Source organism: Enterobacter sp. CCUG 70166 (assembly GCF_020224095.1).
GTDB classification, from domain to species: domain Bacteria; phylum Pseudomonadota; class Gammaproteobacteria; order Enterobacterales; family Enterobacteriaceae; genus Enterobacter; species Enterobacter intestinihominis.
The window spans coordinates 1-13,527 of record NZ_NRIQ01000051.1 but is presented as its reverse complement, the minus strand read 5'-3'; the positions used below and the strand labels follow the sequence as shown (position 1 = coordinate 13,527).

Genomic DNA, 13,527 nt, shown 5'->3' with positions numbered 1-13,527 from the left:
ATGAAACTGTCACGCGTAAGCGCCGTTAACTGGAACAAAATTCTGGATGATAAAGACCTGGAGGTCTGGAACCGCCTGACCAGCAACTTCTGGCTGCCGGAAAAGGTACCGCTCTCCAACGATATTCCGGCCTGGCAAACCCTGAGCCATGCCGAGCAGCAGCTGACAATCCGCGTCTTTACCGGCCTGACGCTGCTGGACACCATTCAGAATACCGTGGGTGCGCCCGCGCTGATGAGTGATGCGCTGACCCCGCACGAAGAGGCGGTAATGTCGAATATCAGCTTTATGGAGGCGGTCCATGCCCGCTCTTACAGCTCGATTTTCTCCACCCTGTGCCAGACCAGAGACGTGGACGCGGCCTACGCCTGGAGCGAAGAGAGCGCGTCATTGCAGCGCAAGGCAGATCTGGTGCTGGAATATTACCGGGCCGACGAGCCGCTGAAGAAGAAGATCGCCAGCGTGTTCCTGGAATCTTTTCTCTTCTATTCCGGCTTCTGGCTGCCCATGTACTGGTCGAGCCGGGGCAAGCTCACTAATACCGCCGATTTGATTCGCCTCATCATCCGCGATGAAGCGGTACACGGGTATTACATCGGCTATAAGTACCAGAAAGGGCTGGAGAAAGTCACCCCGGAAAAACGCGAGGAACTCAAAGGTTTTGCCCTCGATTTACTGATGGATCTGTATGACAACGAGCTGAGCTATACCGAGGAGCTGTACGCCGGAACGGGCTGGGAAGAGGACGTAAAAGCCTTCCTCTGCTACAACGCCAACAAGGCGCTGATGAACCTGGGCTACGAAGCGTTATTCCCACCGGAAATGGCGGAAGTGAACCCGGCGATCCTCGCGGCGCTGTCGCCCAACGCCGATGAAAACCACGACTTCTTTTCCGGGTCCGGCTCGTCGTACGTGATGGGTAAAGCGGTGGAGACGCAAGACGAGGACTGGGATTTTTAATGAATGAATTAACGTTCATTAATTAACTCTACATTTCATTATTTTCAGCCGAATATTCCACTACGTACTACACTGTAATTTCTCCTTCATATTCGCCTGAATCACACCGATTCAGGCGAAATTCTCCCATGCAGTAGCAAAAAATTGAGAAAAATTCAAAGCGCCCTCAGCCCTTTATTCATGGGAAATTCAGCCATTTCGCTTGCGGTAAAATTCCGACCTCAGTCAGGTCCAGGGTTGTCTCAGATTCTGAGTATGTTAGGGTAATGCCAGTTAACTATTTACCATGGTAATCATATCGACATAAACAAATAACAGGACACTCTCTATTGCATGGCAATTAAATTAGAAGTGAAAAATCTTTATAAAGTATTTGGCGAGCACCCGCAGCGTGCTTTCAAATATATTGAGAAAGGCCTTTCGAAAGAGCAAATTCTGGAAAAAACCGGGCTATCGCTTGGCGTTAAAGACGCCAGTCTGGCCATTGAAGAAGGCGAGATTTTTGTCATCATGGGATTATCCGGTTCGGGTAAATCCACTATGGTTCGCCTTCTCAATCGCCTGATTGAACCCACCCGCGGACAGGTGCTGATTGACGGCGTTGATATCGCCAGAATATCAGACGCGGAACTCCGCGAGGTGCGCAGAAAGAAAATTGCGATGGTGTTTCAGTCATTTGCACTGATGCCGCACATGACGGTACTCGATAATACCGCCTTTGGCATGGAGTTAGCCGGCACGCCCGCTCAGGAACGTCAGGAAAAAGCCCTTGATGCACTGCGTCAGGTCGGGCTGGAAAATTATGCTCATGCGTATCCGGATGAGCTCTCCGGCGGTATGCGTCAGCGCGTAGGATTAGCGCGCGCATTAGCGATTAATCCGGATATTTTATTAATGGACGAAGCCTTCTCGGCGCTCGATCCCTTAATTCGCACCGAGATGCAGGATGAGCTGGTAAAATTACAGGCCAAACATCAGCGCACCATTGTTTTTATTTCTCACGATCTGGATGAAGCCATGCGTATTGGCGACCGTATCGCCATTATGCAAAATGGTGAAGTGGTGCAGGTCGGCACACCGGATGAAATTCTCAATAATCCGGCGAATGATTATGTGCGCACCTTCTTCCGCGGTGTGGATATTAGCCACGTATTCAGTGCGAAAGATATTGCCCGTCGAACACCAAACGGCATTATTCGAAAAACGCCAGGTTTTGGTCCGCGCTCCGCGCTGAAGCTGTTGCAGGACGAAGACCGTGAATACGGTTATCTGGTTGAACGCGGCAATAAATTTGTCGGCGTTGTCTCCATCGACTCCCTGAAAACCGCCCTGAGCGAAAACCAGGGAATCGATGCGGCGTTGATTGACGCTCCGCTTGCCGTGGACGCCGAAACGCCGCTCAGCGAGTTGCTCTCTCACGTGGGTCAGGCGCCGTGCGCCGTGCCGGTTGTCGGTGAAGAACAACAGTACGTTGGCATCATCTCAAAACGGATGCTGCTACAGGCTTTAGATCGCGAGGGGACAAACAATGGCTGATCAATCAAACCCATGGGGCACCACTGAAGCAACGGACAGCGCGGCGCAATCTGCCGATGCGTGGGGGTCGACGCCTGCGCCTGCCGATGGCGGCGGCGCGGCAGACTGGCTCAACAGCGCACCGGCGCCTGCCCCAGAGCATTTCAATATTATGGATCCGTTCCACAAGACGCTGATCCCGCTGGATAGCTGGGTAACGGAGGGGATCGACTTGGTCGTTACCCACTTCCGTCCGGTGTTCCAGGGGATCCGCATCCCGGTGGATTACATCCTGAACGGCTTCCAGCAGCTGATGCTGGGCATGCCCGCGCCGGTGGCGATTATCCTGTTCTCGCTGATCGCATGGCAGTTCGGCAGCGCGGGTATGGGGATCGCCACGCTGATCTCCCTGGTTGCCATCGGCGCGATTGGCGCGTGGTCTCAGGCGATGATCACCCTGGCGCTGGTGCTGACCGCCCTGCTGTTCTGCGTGGCGATCGGCCTGCCGATGGGGATCTGGCTGGCGCGCAGCCCGCGGGCCGCAAAAATTATCCGCCCGCTGCTGGATGCAATGCAGACCACGCCAGCGTTCGTTTACCTGGTGCCTATCGTGATGCTGTTCGGCATCGGTAACGTACCGGGGGTGGTCGTGACCATTATCTTCGCCCTGCCGCCGATTATTCGCCTGACCATTCTGGGCATTAACCAGGTGCCTGCGGATCTGATAGAGGCATCACGCTCGTTTGGCGCCAGCCCGCGTCAGATGCTGTTTAAGGTTCAGCTTCCGCTGGCGATGCCGACCATTATGGCAGGTGTTAACCAGACGCTGATGCTGGCGCTGTCGATGGTGGTGATCGCCTCAATGATTGCCGTTGGCGGGTTAGGTCAGATGGTACTGCGCGGCATTGGCCGTCTCGATATGGGGCTGGCGACCGTCGGCGGCGTCGGGATTGTGATCCTCGCCATCATTCTTGACCGCCTGACCCAGGCTGTCGGTCGTGATTCACGCAGTCGCGGCAACCGTCGCTGGTATACCACCGGCCCTGTCGGGTTACTCACCCGCCCATTCACAAAATAAGGAACAACGATGCGACATAACGTACTTTTTGCCACAGCGTTTGCGACCCTTGTCTCCACCAGCGCAGTTGCCGCTGACCTGCCGGGCAAAGGCATTACCGTGCAGCCGGTGCAGAGCACCATTTCGGAAGAGTCCTTCCAGACCCAGATTGTCAGCCGTGCGCTGGAGAAACTGGGCTATACGGTGAATACCGCCAGTGAAGTGGATTACAACGTGGGCTATACCTCTATTGCCTCCGGCGATGCCACCTTTACCGCCGTGAACTGGCAGCCGCTGCACGACGATATGTATGCCGCCGCAGGCGGTGACAAGAAATTCTACCGCGAAGGCACCTTTGTGACCGGCGCTGCGCAGGGATATTTGATCGACAAGAAAACCGCCGATAAGTATCACATCACCAATATTGAACAGTTGAAAGATCCGAAGATCGCCAAACTCTTTGATACCAACGGTGACGGCAAAGCCGACATGATGGGCTGCTCGCCGGGCTGGGGCTGTGAAGCGGTGATTAACCACCAGAACAAAGCCTTCGATCTGGCGAAGACCGTCGACGTGAGCCACGGCAATTACTCTGCGATGATGGCCGATACCATCGCCCGCTTTAAAGAAGGCAAGCCGGTGATCTACTACACCTGGACGCCGTACTGGGTGAGCGACGTGCTGAAGCCGGGCAAAGACGTGGTGTGGTTGCAGGTGCCCTTCTCCTCCCTGCCGGGCGAGCAGAAAGATATCGACACCAAACTGCCAAACGGCATGAACTATGGCTTCCCGGTGAATACCATGCATATCGTGGCGAACAAAGCCTGGGCCGAGAAAAACCCGGCGGCGGCGAAGCTGTTCTCGGTAATGAAACTGCCGCTGGCAGACATTAACGCCCAGAACGCGATGATGCATGCGGGTAAATCATCCGAAGCTGATATCAAAGGCCACGTGGATGGCTGGATCAAAGCCCACCAGCAGCAGTTCGATGGCTGGGTGAAAGAGGCGCTTGCGGCGCAGAAGTAAAAATACTACCCCTCACCCTGCCCTCTCCCCAAAGGGGAGAGGGTGTATAAAATCCCCTCTCCCCTTTGGGGAGAGGGATAGGGTGAGGGGATCAAACCGCACCCAACCTAAACCGCACAATCCACCACGTAACAATCCCCCAACATTCACAATCATTGGTTATTATGTTTCCGGAAAAATAATCACTTAACTTACGATTCCTGAAACAAATGACAAAAACAACTCAAGGGCTTAGCCCCGCACTCATCCTTTTAATGTCCGTGGCAACGGGACTGGCCGTCGCCAGCAACTATTACGCGCAACCTCTGCTTGATACTATCGCGCGTGCTTTCGATCTTTCAGCCAGCTCCGCCGGCTTTATCGTCACCGCTGCGCAGCTCGGCTATGCGGCCGGGCTGCTGTTCCTGGTGCCATTAGGCGATATGTTTGAGCGCCGGATGCTTATCGTCTCCATGACGCTGCTGGCCGCAGGCGGGATGTTGATCACCGCCAGCAGCCAGTCGTTAACGATGATGATTATCGGTACCGCGCTGACGGGGCTGTTCTCGGTGGTGGCACAAATTCTGGTTCCCCTCGCGGCGACGTTGGCTTCCCCGGAAAAACGCGGCAAAGTGGTTGGCACTATTATGAGCGGCCTGCTGCTGGGCATCCTGCTGGCGCGAACCGTTGCCGGGCTGCTGGCGAGCCTCGGCGGCTGGCGCACCGTTTATTGGGTGGCAAGCGTGCTGATGGTTATCATGGCGCTGGCCCTGTGGCGCGGCCTGCCAAAGGTGAAGCAGGAGAATCACCTGAACTATCCGCAACTCCTCGCCTCCGTTTTCAGCCTCTTCACCCGGGATAAACTCCTGCGCACACGCGCCGTTCTGGGGTGTCTCACCTTCGCCAACTTCAGCATCTTATGGACGTCGATGGCGTTTCTGCTCGCCGCGCCGCCGTTTAACTACTCAGAAGGCGTGATTGGCCTGTTCGGGCTGGCAGGCGCGGCTGGCGCACTGGGCGCGCGCCCGGCGGGTGGCCTGGCCGACAAAGGTAAATCTCATATGACCACCTCCGCAGGGCTGGTTTTACTCCTGCTCTCATGGGCGGCTATCTGGTACGGACACGTCTCAGTGCTGGCGCTAATTGTCGGTATTCTGGTACTCGACCTCACCGTGCAGGGCGTTCATATCACCAACCAGACCGTGATTTACCGCGTGAAACCAGACGCCCGTAACCGTCTGACGGCCGGGTACATGACCAGCTACTTTATCGGCGGCGCGGCGGGCTCGCTAATCTCAGCCTCCGCCTGGCAGCATGCGGGCTGGACGGGCGTGTGCGCAATCGGCGCCATCGTGGCGGCGATAAATCTGCTGGTATGGTGGCGCGGCTATCACCGCCAGGAAGCAATTCACTAAGTTTTACATTGCTTTGGGCCCCCTGGGGTGTAAAGGGGGCCTGCATCTGTTAAGGTAACGGTAATCATTTATCCCAGAAATTTTACTGTGGGTGACATATTTACTACCGGCATGAATAGTTCAGACCCCTGTCCTCACATCCCCTCTTTCGCGGGTACACACCCCACACTTTCTGTGCTCACCGGGTCACGGATTTACCCGGCGCTTTCTGATGGTGACATACGTTTGGCGGATATAACCGCACAAATAATTCATTTACATTATTTGTCACTATCGTTACTATATCGGCTGTAATTAATGAGGTTATGCCCAAAATGGATAGTTCGTTTACGCCCATTGAACAAATGCTTAAGTTCCGCGCCAGTCGTCATGAGGACTTCCCGTATCAGGAGATCCTGCTGACCCGCCTGTGCATGCACATGCAGGGTAAGCTGCTGGAAAATCGTAACAAGATGCTGAAAGCGCAAGGGATTAACGAGACGTTGTTTATGGCGTTGATTACGCTTGAGTCTCAGGAAAACCACAGCATTCAGCCGTCTGAACTGAGCTGCGCGCTGGGTTCATCCCGTACCAATGCAACCCGTATTGCTGATGAGCTGGAGAAGCGCGGCTGGATAGAGCGCCGTGAGAGCGATAACGATCGCCGCTGCCTGCATCTGCAACTGACCGAGAAAGGTCACGAATTCCTGCGCGAAGTGCTGCCACCGCAGCATAACTGCCTGCACCAGCTTTGGTCTGCCCTCAGCACCGCCGAGCGCGACCAGCTTGAGCACATTACTCGCAAGCTGCTCACCCGTCTGGACCAGATGGATGAAGATGGCGTCATTCTTGAGGCGCTGCGCTAACGCGACGATCCGCTCAACATTCCAGATTGCAAAAGAAAAACTGACAGGCCAGCACGTGAAACTGCTGGCCTTTCTGACAACAGGTCGGCTCAGCCGATGTGAAAATAAAAAGATCGTGGAGAACAACAATGAGCGCAAATGCGGAGAACACCCCCCCGCAGCAACCGGTCAACAAGAAGGGCAAACGTAAGAGCGCCCTTATTCTGCTGACCTTGCTCTTTATTATTATTGCCGTGGCATATGGGATCTATTGGTTTTTAGTCTTGCGTCATGTTGAAGAGACAGACGATGCATACGTGGCAGGGAATCAGGTTCAAATCATGGCCCAGGTGTCAGGCAGCGTGACGAAAGTCTGGGCTGACAACACCGACTTTGTGAAAAAAGGGGATGTGCTGGTCACGCTTGACCCGACCGACGCCCAACAGGCGTTTGAAAAAGCACAGACGGCGCTGGCCTCCAGCGTTCGCCAGACCCGCCAGCTGATGATCAACAGCAAACAGCTTCAGGCCAATATCGACGTGCAGAAAACGGCCCTGGCCCAGGCGCAGAGCGACCTCAAGCGTCGTGTTCCTCTCGGCACCGCCAACCTGATTGGCCGTGAAGAGTTGCAGCACGCCCGCGATGCGGTGGCGAGCGCACAGGCGCAGCTGGACGTGGCGATCCAACAGTACAACGCCAACCAGGCGATGGTGCTGGGCACCTCTCTGGAAAACCAGCCGGCGGTGAAACAGGCGGCGACCGAAGTGCGTAACGCATGGCTTGCCCTGCAACGTACCAAAATCGTCAGCCCGATGACCGGTTACGTTTCCCGTCGTTCCGTGCAGCCGGGTGCGCAAATTAGCACCACCACGCCGCTGATGGCGGTCGTTCCGGCGAACAACCTGTGGGTGGACGCGAACTTCAAAGAGACCCAGCTGGCGCATATGCGTATCGGCCAGACCGCAACCGTGGTCAGCGATATCTACGGCGATGACGTGAAGTACACCGGTAAAGTAGTCGGTCTGGACATGGGGACCGGTAGCGCCTTCAGCCTGCTGCCTGCACAGAACGCCACCGGCAACTGGATCAAAGTGGTACAGCGCTTGCCTGTACGTATCGAGCTGGATCCTAAGCAGCTGGCAGACCATCCGCTGCGAATTGGCCTTTCCACGCTGGTGACGGTCGATACCGCCAACCGCGACGGTCAGATCCTCGCAAGCCAGGTGCGCAGCACGCCAGCTTATGAAAGTAACGCCCGTGAAATTAGCCTCGATCCGGTCAATAAGCTGATCGATGACATCGTGAAAGCAAACGCCGGTTAAGCCGAAGGTGAGCGTTATGCAACAGCAAAAGCCGCAAAAACCGCTTGAGGGGGCGCAGCTGGTCATTATGACCATTGCGCTGTCGCTGGCGACATTCATGCAGGTGCTGGACTCCACCATCGCAAACGTGGCGATCCCTACGATCGCCGGGAACCTTGGCTCATCGCTGAGCCAGGGGACCTGGGTCATTACCTCATTCGGGGTGGCGAACGCCATCTCTATTCCCATCACCGGCTGGCTGGCGAAGCGCGTCGGTGAAGTGAAGCTGTTCCTCTGGTCGACGATCCTGTTCGTGCTGGCCTCCTGGGCCTGCGGCATGTCCAGCAGCCTGACGATGCTGATTTTCTTCCGCGTCATCCAGGGGATTGTCGCCGGGCCGTTGATTCCGCTGTCGCAGAGTTTACTGCTGAACAACTATCCGCCCGCCAAGCGCTCCATCGCGCTCGCGCTGTGGTCGATGACGGTGATTGTCGCCCCAATTTGCGGGCCAATCCTCGGCGGCTATATCAGCGATAACTATCACTGGGGCTGGATCTTCTTCATCAACGTACCCATCGGTGCGCTGGTGGTGCTGATGACGCTACAGTCTCTGCGTGGTCGCGAAACGCGGACCGAACAGCGGCGGATCGACGGCATCGGGCTGGCACTGCTGGTTGTCGGCATCGGCAGCCTGCAAATCATGCTCGACCGCGGCAAAGAGCTGGACTGGTTCGCCTCTACGGAAATCATCGTGCTGACGGTGGTCGCCGTGGTTGCCATTAGCTTCCTGATTGTCTGGGAGCTGACGGACGAAAATCCGATAGTCGACCTCTCGCTGTTTAAATCGCGAAACTTCACCATCGGCTGCCTCTGTATCAGCCTCGCCTATATGCTCTACTTCGGCGCGATTGTTCTGCTGCCGCAGCTGTTGCAGGAGGTGTACGGCTATACCGCAACCTGGGCGGGGCTGGCCTCCGCGCCGGTGGGGTTAATTCCGGTTCTGCTGTCGCCGATTATTGGCCGTTTCGCCCATAAGCTCGACATGCGCAGGCTGGTGACGTTCAGCTTCATCATGTACGCCGTGTGCTTCTACTGGCGCGCGTATACGTTTGAACCGGGAATGGACTTTGGCGCCTCCGCGTGGCCGCAGTTTATTCAGGGCTTTGCTGTGGCGTGCTTCTTTATGCCACTGACCACCATTACGCTTTCGGGCTTGCCGCCTGAGCGGATGGCGGCGGCATCGAGCCTGTCGAACTTCACCCGTACGCTGGCGGGCTCCATCGGGACATCGATCACCACCACGCTGTGGACCAACCGGGAAGCGATGCACCATGCCCAACTGACCGAAGCGGTGAACCCGTTCAACCCTAACGCTCAGCAGATGTATAGCCAGCTTGAGGGGATGGGGATGACGGAGCAGCAGGCATCCGGCTGGCTTGCCCAGCAGATCACCAACCAGGGGCTGATTATCTCGGCAAACGAGATTTTCTGGATATCGGCGGGGATCTTCATCGTCCTGCTGGGGCTGGTGTGGTTTGCCAAACCACCGTTTGGTGCCGGTAGCGGGGGCGGTGGAGCGCACTAGCCCTGTGCACGGTTTGCCCGGTGGCGCTACGCTTACCGGGCCTACGAACGTAGGCCGGATAAGGCGTAGCCGCCATCCGGCAAAACACCGCACCGTGTCCAAAACGCGACAGCGATTGTCAGTTCCGATAAAGCAGCGCGCCTGAAATTGATTCACGAGAGTGAAAAGACAACAGGAGCGTACCATGCTGAACACACCCGCGCCACGCGCTGGCTCTCGACAGACTTACGTCGAAGTGAGCACGCCGAACGTCTATCTCGACCAGATCGAATATTTCTGCCACCACTTCAGCCGCCGCAGCGACGTCTGTATCAGCGTGCATCCGCAAAACGATCGCGATACCGGCGTCGCCAGCGCGGAGCTGGCCGTGGTTGTCGTCATCAGTATTGTAGGCCCGGTCAGCGAAGCGCCACCGGGCATCCACAGGCACAATACTAAATGTGCAGTTCCTGAAGTTTTTCTTTTGGCAGGGCCAGCTCGTCGTTGCTGTTTACACGAACATCACGTTCGATGATATGGCGGGCAATCTCCTGAGCTTCTTCCAGAGAGTGCATCTGGTAAGTACCGCACTGGTAAACGTTCAGCTCTGGGATCTGGTTCTGCTCTTTCACCTTCAGCACGTCTTCCATGGCCGCTTTCCACGCATCCGCGACGCGTTTCTCTTCAGGCTGACCAATCAGGCTCATGTAGAAACCGGTGCGGCAGCCCATCGGAGAGATATCGATGATCTCCACGCCGTTGCCGTTCAGGTGGTCGCGCATGAATCCGGCGAAAAGGTGTTCCAGCGTGTGAATGCCTTTCTCTGGCATCACTTCTTTATTCGGCACGCAGAAGCGCAGGTCGAAAACGGTGATCGTGTCGCCGTGCGGCGTGTTCATGGTCTTCGCCACGCGGACTGCTGGTGCTTCCATACGGGTATGGTCGACAGTAAAGCTATCTAATAACGGCATACGTCACCTCCGATAGTGATTTTTTTTAAAATAAACTGAACTCTTCTACAGAATGCGCGTCTGAGTATATGAAAGACGCGCATTTGTTATCATCATCCCTGAATTCAGAGATGTATATTTTGGCCACAGCGATGTGGCCTTTTTCTTTTGGTTCAGGCCTGCTTCGCCAGAAACGCCTCAAACGACTCCGTATCCGCCGCTTCGACCTCTTTCTGACGCACAACGGACGCATCGCGCTCTGCCACAAAATCCGCTTCGCTCAGGATCTCTAACGGCTCCTGCATCAGCATCTCACGGTACTCCGCTGAGAGTGAACGCCCTGTGCCACCAATTCCCTGTTCAATCATAGAACGCAGAATACGTGCTGAGAATGTCAGTTCCGGGTTATCGAAGCTTTCAACCAGTTCGTCGCAGACCTTCTGGTAAGCTTCGCCGCCGTACACGCTATCCAGCGTCTGGGCTACGCGCTTAAGGTCATGGAACAGATCCTTCCCTACCTTGGACAGTGGGAACTGAGCCGTTTCACAGCCAATACCTAACGTCAGGCCCGGCTTGCGCCCTTCGAGAATCACGCGATTCCAGTTGGCACGAGTACACAAAAGTTCGTCGGAACTCATTTCCGGCGCATCCGCCAGTACGCACCAGACCATAAACAGGTCAAGGAAGCGAACCTGCTGCTCGTCAACGCCAATCGGTGAGAACGGGTTGATATCCAGCGAGCGCACTTCAATGTATTCGATCCCGCCGCGCTGTAGCGCATCCGACGGCGTTTCACCGCTGCGCGTCACGCGCTTCGGACGAATCGGCGCATACAGTTCATTTTCAATCTGCAACACGTTGGTGTTAATTTGCAGGCGCTTGCCGTCTTTTTCGAGGCCGATTTTTTCGTACTCTTCGGACGGGGTTTTTATCGCCCGCTTCAAGCCTGCCACATATTCGTGCAGATCGTTAAACGTAATTCCGAGATTGCTTTGCGATTTATTGGTATAGCCAAGGTCGCTCAGGCGCAGCGAGGTCGCGTACGGCAGATAGTACATGCCACACTCAGTCTTCTCGAACGGCAGCGTGGTCGGTTTCCCTTGCAGGAACGATGAACAGATAGCCGGGGACGCGCCGAACAGATACGGAATAACCCAGCCAAAACGGTAGTAGTTGCGGATCAGGCGGAAGTAGCCCGCGGAGATCGCTTCTTTATCCGTTTCACCGCACTTCGCCTGCCAGAACGCCATCGGCAGAGAAAAATTGTAGTGCACGCCAGAGATCGTCTGCATCAGTGCGCCGTAGCGATTTTTCAGTCCTTCGCGATACAGCGTTTTCAGCCGTCCAATATTCGAGGTGCCGTACTGAGCCAGCTCAATCTCCTGCCCCTGCTCGATATAGCACGGCATGCTGAGCGGCCACATACGCTCGTCGCCGAGGTTGCGGGCGGTGAAGCGATGCACGTCGCGCATGATCGTCAGCATATGATCAATATCACCGTCTACTGGCGTAATGAACTCCAGCAGCGCTTCGGCGAAATCGGTTGTGATCCATTTATGTGTCAGCGCCGAGCCTAACGCCTTCGGGTGTCCCGTAGTCGCTAAGCTACCATCCGCATTTACGCGCAGCGTTTCGCGCTCAAGCCCACGCTGAATCCCCTTCAGTGCCTGAGGGTGATTTTCCAGCCAGGCCAGCGCCTGTGATACGTCCGGGATCAATTTGACCTCCCGCCTGTCAAAAAATTGTCACTCAGCATAATTGTAATGGTTGACGATTGAAGGTCGCGAATTCATTCCACCAATTAGTGCCACCACGTCATACCCTGTAGTGTTACCCATGCCAGTAAAACATAGCGTAACGCCTTGCCAAGGCACAAAAAAAAGAGCACCGGTCCCCAGGAGATGCGCATCCATCCCGCCAGCAGACACAGTAAATCGCCTATTACAGGCATCCAGCTTAATAACAGCGTGGCAGCGCCATAGCGTTTTAGCCAGCCCACTGCCTTTTCCTGCCAGCGAGATTTTTCGCGTAGCGGAAAGAAACGTCCAAGAATAACGTTAGTCAGCCCTCCAAGGCTATTACCCATTGTTGCTATTAAGACCAGCAACCAGGGCTGACTCACGCCGGACAACAGCATCGCCACCAGCACCACTTCCGAATTCCCCGGTAAGAGGGTGGAGCTTAAAAAACTGCTGGCGAATAATGAAGCGAGTGACAGCGCGTCACTCACAGTAAGCGAACATCCACCGCCGCCATTCCGGCATCACGTGCGGCCTGAATGCCAAAATCAGCATCTTCAAACACCACGCATTTTGCAGGTGGTACACCCATTAATTCTGCACAGCGCAGGAAGGTATCCGGTGCGGGTTTGTGATGTTTAACATGATCGGCGGCAACGACGGCAGAAAAATAGTGGCGCAGGCCAAGGTGTTTGAGTAGCGCTTCAGCAATCGCGCTCTCGCTGCCCGTACCGACAGACATAGGACGACGGCCGTGCCACTCCTTGACGACGTCAATGAGTGGTAAAGGCTGCACGGTGTCTAACAGTATGGCTTTTACCGCGTCGGTTTTTTCACGCGCGAGCTGGTGCGGGTCGAGATCGGCCTGATTCAGCTCAATCACGGCCTGTGCGATACGCCAGGTGGGCGATCCGTTGAGGGCAATCATCGCCTGTAAATCGAAGCGCATACCGTAACGGCCCAGGACTTCGGTCCAGGCCTGACGATGCGTGGGTTCGGTATCCAGGAGGGTGCCGTCCATGTCGAAGATCAAACCGTCATACTGTGCGTACATCGTGCTCTCGCTAAACGATTAACAAAGCATTACTTTATCGTAAAAGGGGATTTTTGTCGCTGATTGCGAAGTGATAACAATGAGAGTGATTAAGAACTAAACATCGAAGGGGATCACAAGAAGAGATGGTGCATCCGGGAGGA

At 55.5% G+C, this 13,527-nt stretch carries 12 protein-coding genes and 1 pseudogene; 9 read left to right on the top strand and 4 right to left on the bottom strand.

Annotated elements, in window-relative coordinates; translation table 11 throughout:
- The 9 genes and pseudogenes from nrdF to CKK19_RS20815 all read left to right on the top strand — a co-directional run.
- Entirely contained in the window at positions 1 to 960 is a 960-nt protein-coding gene (gene nrdF / locus CKK19_RS20855) for a class 1b ribonucleoside-diphosphate reductase subunit beta (RefSeq protein ID WP_063853168.1), read from the top strand.
- 333 nt (positions 961 to 1,293) lie between these two features.
- Positions 1,294 to 2,496, top strand: coding sequence for a glycine betaine/L-proline ABC transporter ATP-binding protein ProV (gene proV / locus CKK19_RS20850; protein ID WP_022649131.1), 1,203 nt, complete (start codon positions 1,294 to 1,296; stop codon positions 2,494 to 2,496).
- The gene (proW, locus tag CKK19_RS20845) at positions 2,489 to 3,553 is read left to right on the top strand and encodes a glycine betaine/L-proline ABC transporter permease ProW (RefSeq protein ID WP_225455216.1); all 1,065 of its coding nucleotides are present in this window, start codon (positions 2,489 to 2,491) and stop codon (positions 3,551 to 3,553) included. Before proV ends, proW begins: the two co-directional genes overlap by 8 nt.
- A gap of 9 nt (positions 3,554 to 3,562) precedes the next feature.
- Positions 3,563 to 4,558 carry a glycine betaine/L-proline ABC transporter substrate-binding protein ProX gene (gene proX, locus CKK19_RS20840; protein WP_063853169.1) on the top strand — a complete coding sequence of 332 codons (996 nt, stop codon included), beginning with the start codon at positions 3,563 to 3,565 and terminating at the stop codon, positions 4,556 to 4,558.
- A 209-nt stretch (positions 4,559 to 4,767) separates the two neighbouring features.
- Complete coding sequence (locus tag CKK19_RS20835; protein ID WP_017692795.1) at positions 4,768 to 5,952, top strand: MFS transporter; 1,185 nt, start codon at positions 4,768 to 4,770, stop codon at positions 5,950 to 5,952.
- Between the two features lie 314 nt (positions 5,953 to 6,266).
- On the top strand, positions 6,267 to 6,797 hold the full coding sequence (gene emrR, locus CKK19_RS20830; RefSeq protein WP_017694792.1) for a multidrug efflux transporter EmrAB transcriptional repressor EmrR: 531 nt from the start codon (positions 6,267 to 6,269) through the stop codon (positions 6,795 to 6,797).
- 128 nt (positions 6,798 to 6,925) lie between these two features.
- Positions 6,926 to 8,098 (top strand): multidrug efflux MFS transporter periplasmic adaptor subunit EmrA, encoded by a 1,173-nt coding sequence (gene emrA / locus CKK19_RS20825; protein WP_022649133.1) that lies wholly within the window; start codon positions 6,926 to 6,928, stop codon positions 8,096 to 8,098.
- Between the two features lie 16 nt (positions 8,099 to 8,114).
- Positions 8,115 to 9,662 (top strand): multidrug efflux MFS transporter permease subunit EmrB, encoded by a 1,548-nt coding sequence (gene emrB, locus CKK19_RS20820; protein WP_022649134.1) that lies wholly within the window; start codon positions 8,115 to 8,117, stop codon positions 9,660 to 9,662.
- Between the two features lie 229 nt (positions 9,663 to 9,891).
- Positions 9,892 to 10,035: pseudogene (locus CKK19_RS20815) on the top strand (hypothetical protein); the annotation flags it as partial.
- A gap of 61 nt (positions 10,036 to 10,096) precedes the next feature.
- Here CKK19_RS20815 and luxS read toward each other — a convergent pair.
- The 4 genes from luxS to yqaB form a co-directional block, all read right to left on the bottom strand.
- Entirely contained in the window at positions 10,097 to 10,612 is a 516-nt protein-coding gene (gene luxS / locus CKK19_RS20810; protein WP_003862180.1) for an S-ribosylhomocysteine lyase, read from the bottom strand.
- 152 nt (positions 10,613 to 10,764) lie between these two features.
- Entirely contained in the window at positions 10,765 to 12,309 is a 1,545-nt protein-coding gene (gene gshA / locus CKK19_RS20805; RefSeq protein WP_058676734.1) for a glutamate--cysteine ligase, read from the bottom strand.
- An 83-nt stretch (positions 12,310 to 12,392) separates the two neighbouring features.
- Complete coding sequence (locus tag CKK19_RS20800; RefSeq protein ID WP_017692791.1) at positions 12,393 to 12,821, bottom strand: YqaA family protein; 429 nt, start codon at positions 12,819 to 12,821, stop codon at positions 12,393 to 12,395.
- The gene (gene yqaB, locus CKK19_RS20795; RefSeq protein ID WP_022649138.1) at positions 12,818 to 13,384 is read right to left on the bottom strand and encodes a fructose-1-phosphate/6-phosphogluconate phosphatase; all 567 of its coding nucleotides are present in this window, start codon (positions 13,382 to 13,384) and stop codon (positions 12,818 to 12,820) included. The genes CKK19_RS20800 and yqaB overlap by 4 nt, the downstream gene beginning before the upstream one ends.
- Positions 13,385 to 13,527 lie beyond the last annotated feature (143 nt).

Bases quoted from the DNA above. Each gene is read 5' to 3' on its own strand.
- proX (WP_063853169.1), top strand. From the start codon at position 3,563: ATGCGACATAACGTACTTTTTGCCACAGCGTTTGCGACCCTTGTCTCC.
- emrA (WP_022649133.1), top strand. From the start codon at position 6,926: ATGAGCGCAAATGCGGAGAACACCCCCCCGCAGCAACCGGTCAACAAG.
- CKK19_RS20835 (WP_017692795.1), top strand. From the start codon at position 4,768: ATGACAAAAACAACTCAAGGGCTTAGCCCCGCACTCATCCTTTTAATG.
- nrdF (WP_063853168.1), top strand. From the start codon at position 1: ATGAAACTGTCACGCGTAAGCGCCGTTAACTGGAACAAAATTCTGGAT.
- proW (WP_225455216.1), top strand. From the start codon at position 2,489: ATGGCTGATCAATCAAACCCATGGGGCACCACTGAAGCAACGGACAGC.
- luxS (WP_003862180.1), bottom strand. From the start codon at position 10,612: ATGCCGTTATTAGATAGCTTTACTGTCGACCATACCCGTATGGAAGCA.
- yqaB (WP_022649138.1), bottom strand. From the start codon at position 13,384: ATGTACGCACAGTATGACGGTTTGATCTTCGACATGGACGGCACCCTC.
- proV (WP_022649131.1), top strand. From the start codon at position 1,294: ATGGCAATTAAATTAGAAGTGAAAAATCTTTATAAAGTATTTGGCGAG.
- emrR (WP_017694792.1), top strand. From the start codon at position 6,267: ATGGATAGTTCGTTTACGCCCATTGAACAAATGCTTAAGTTCCGCGCC.
- emrB (WP_022649134.1), top strand. From the start codon at position 8,115: ATGCAACAGCAAAAGCCGCAAAAACCGCTTGAGGGGGCGCAGCTGGTC.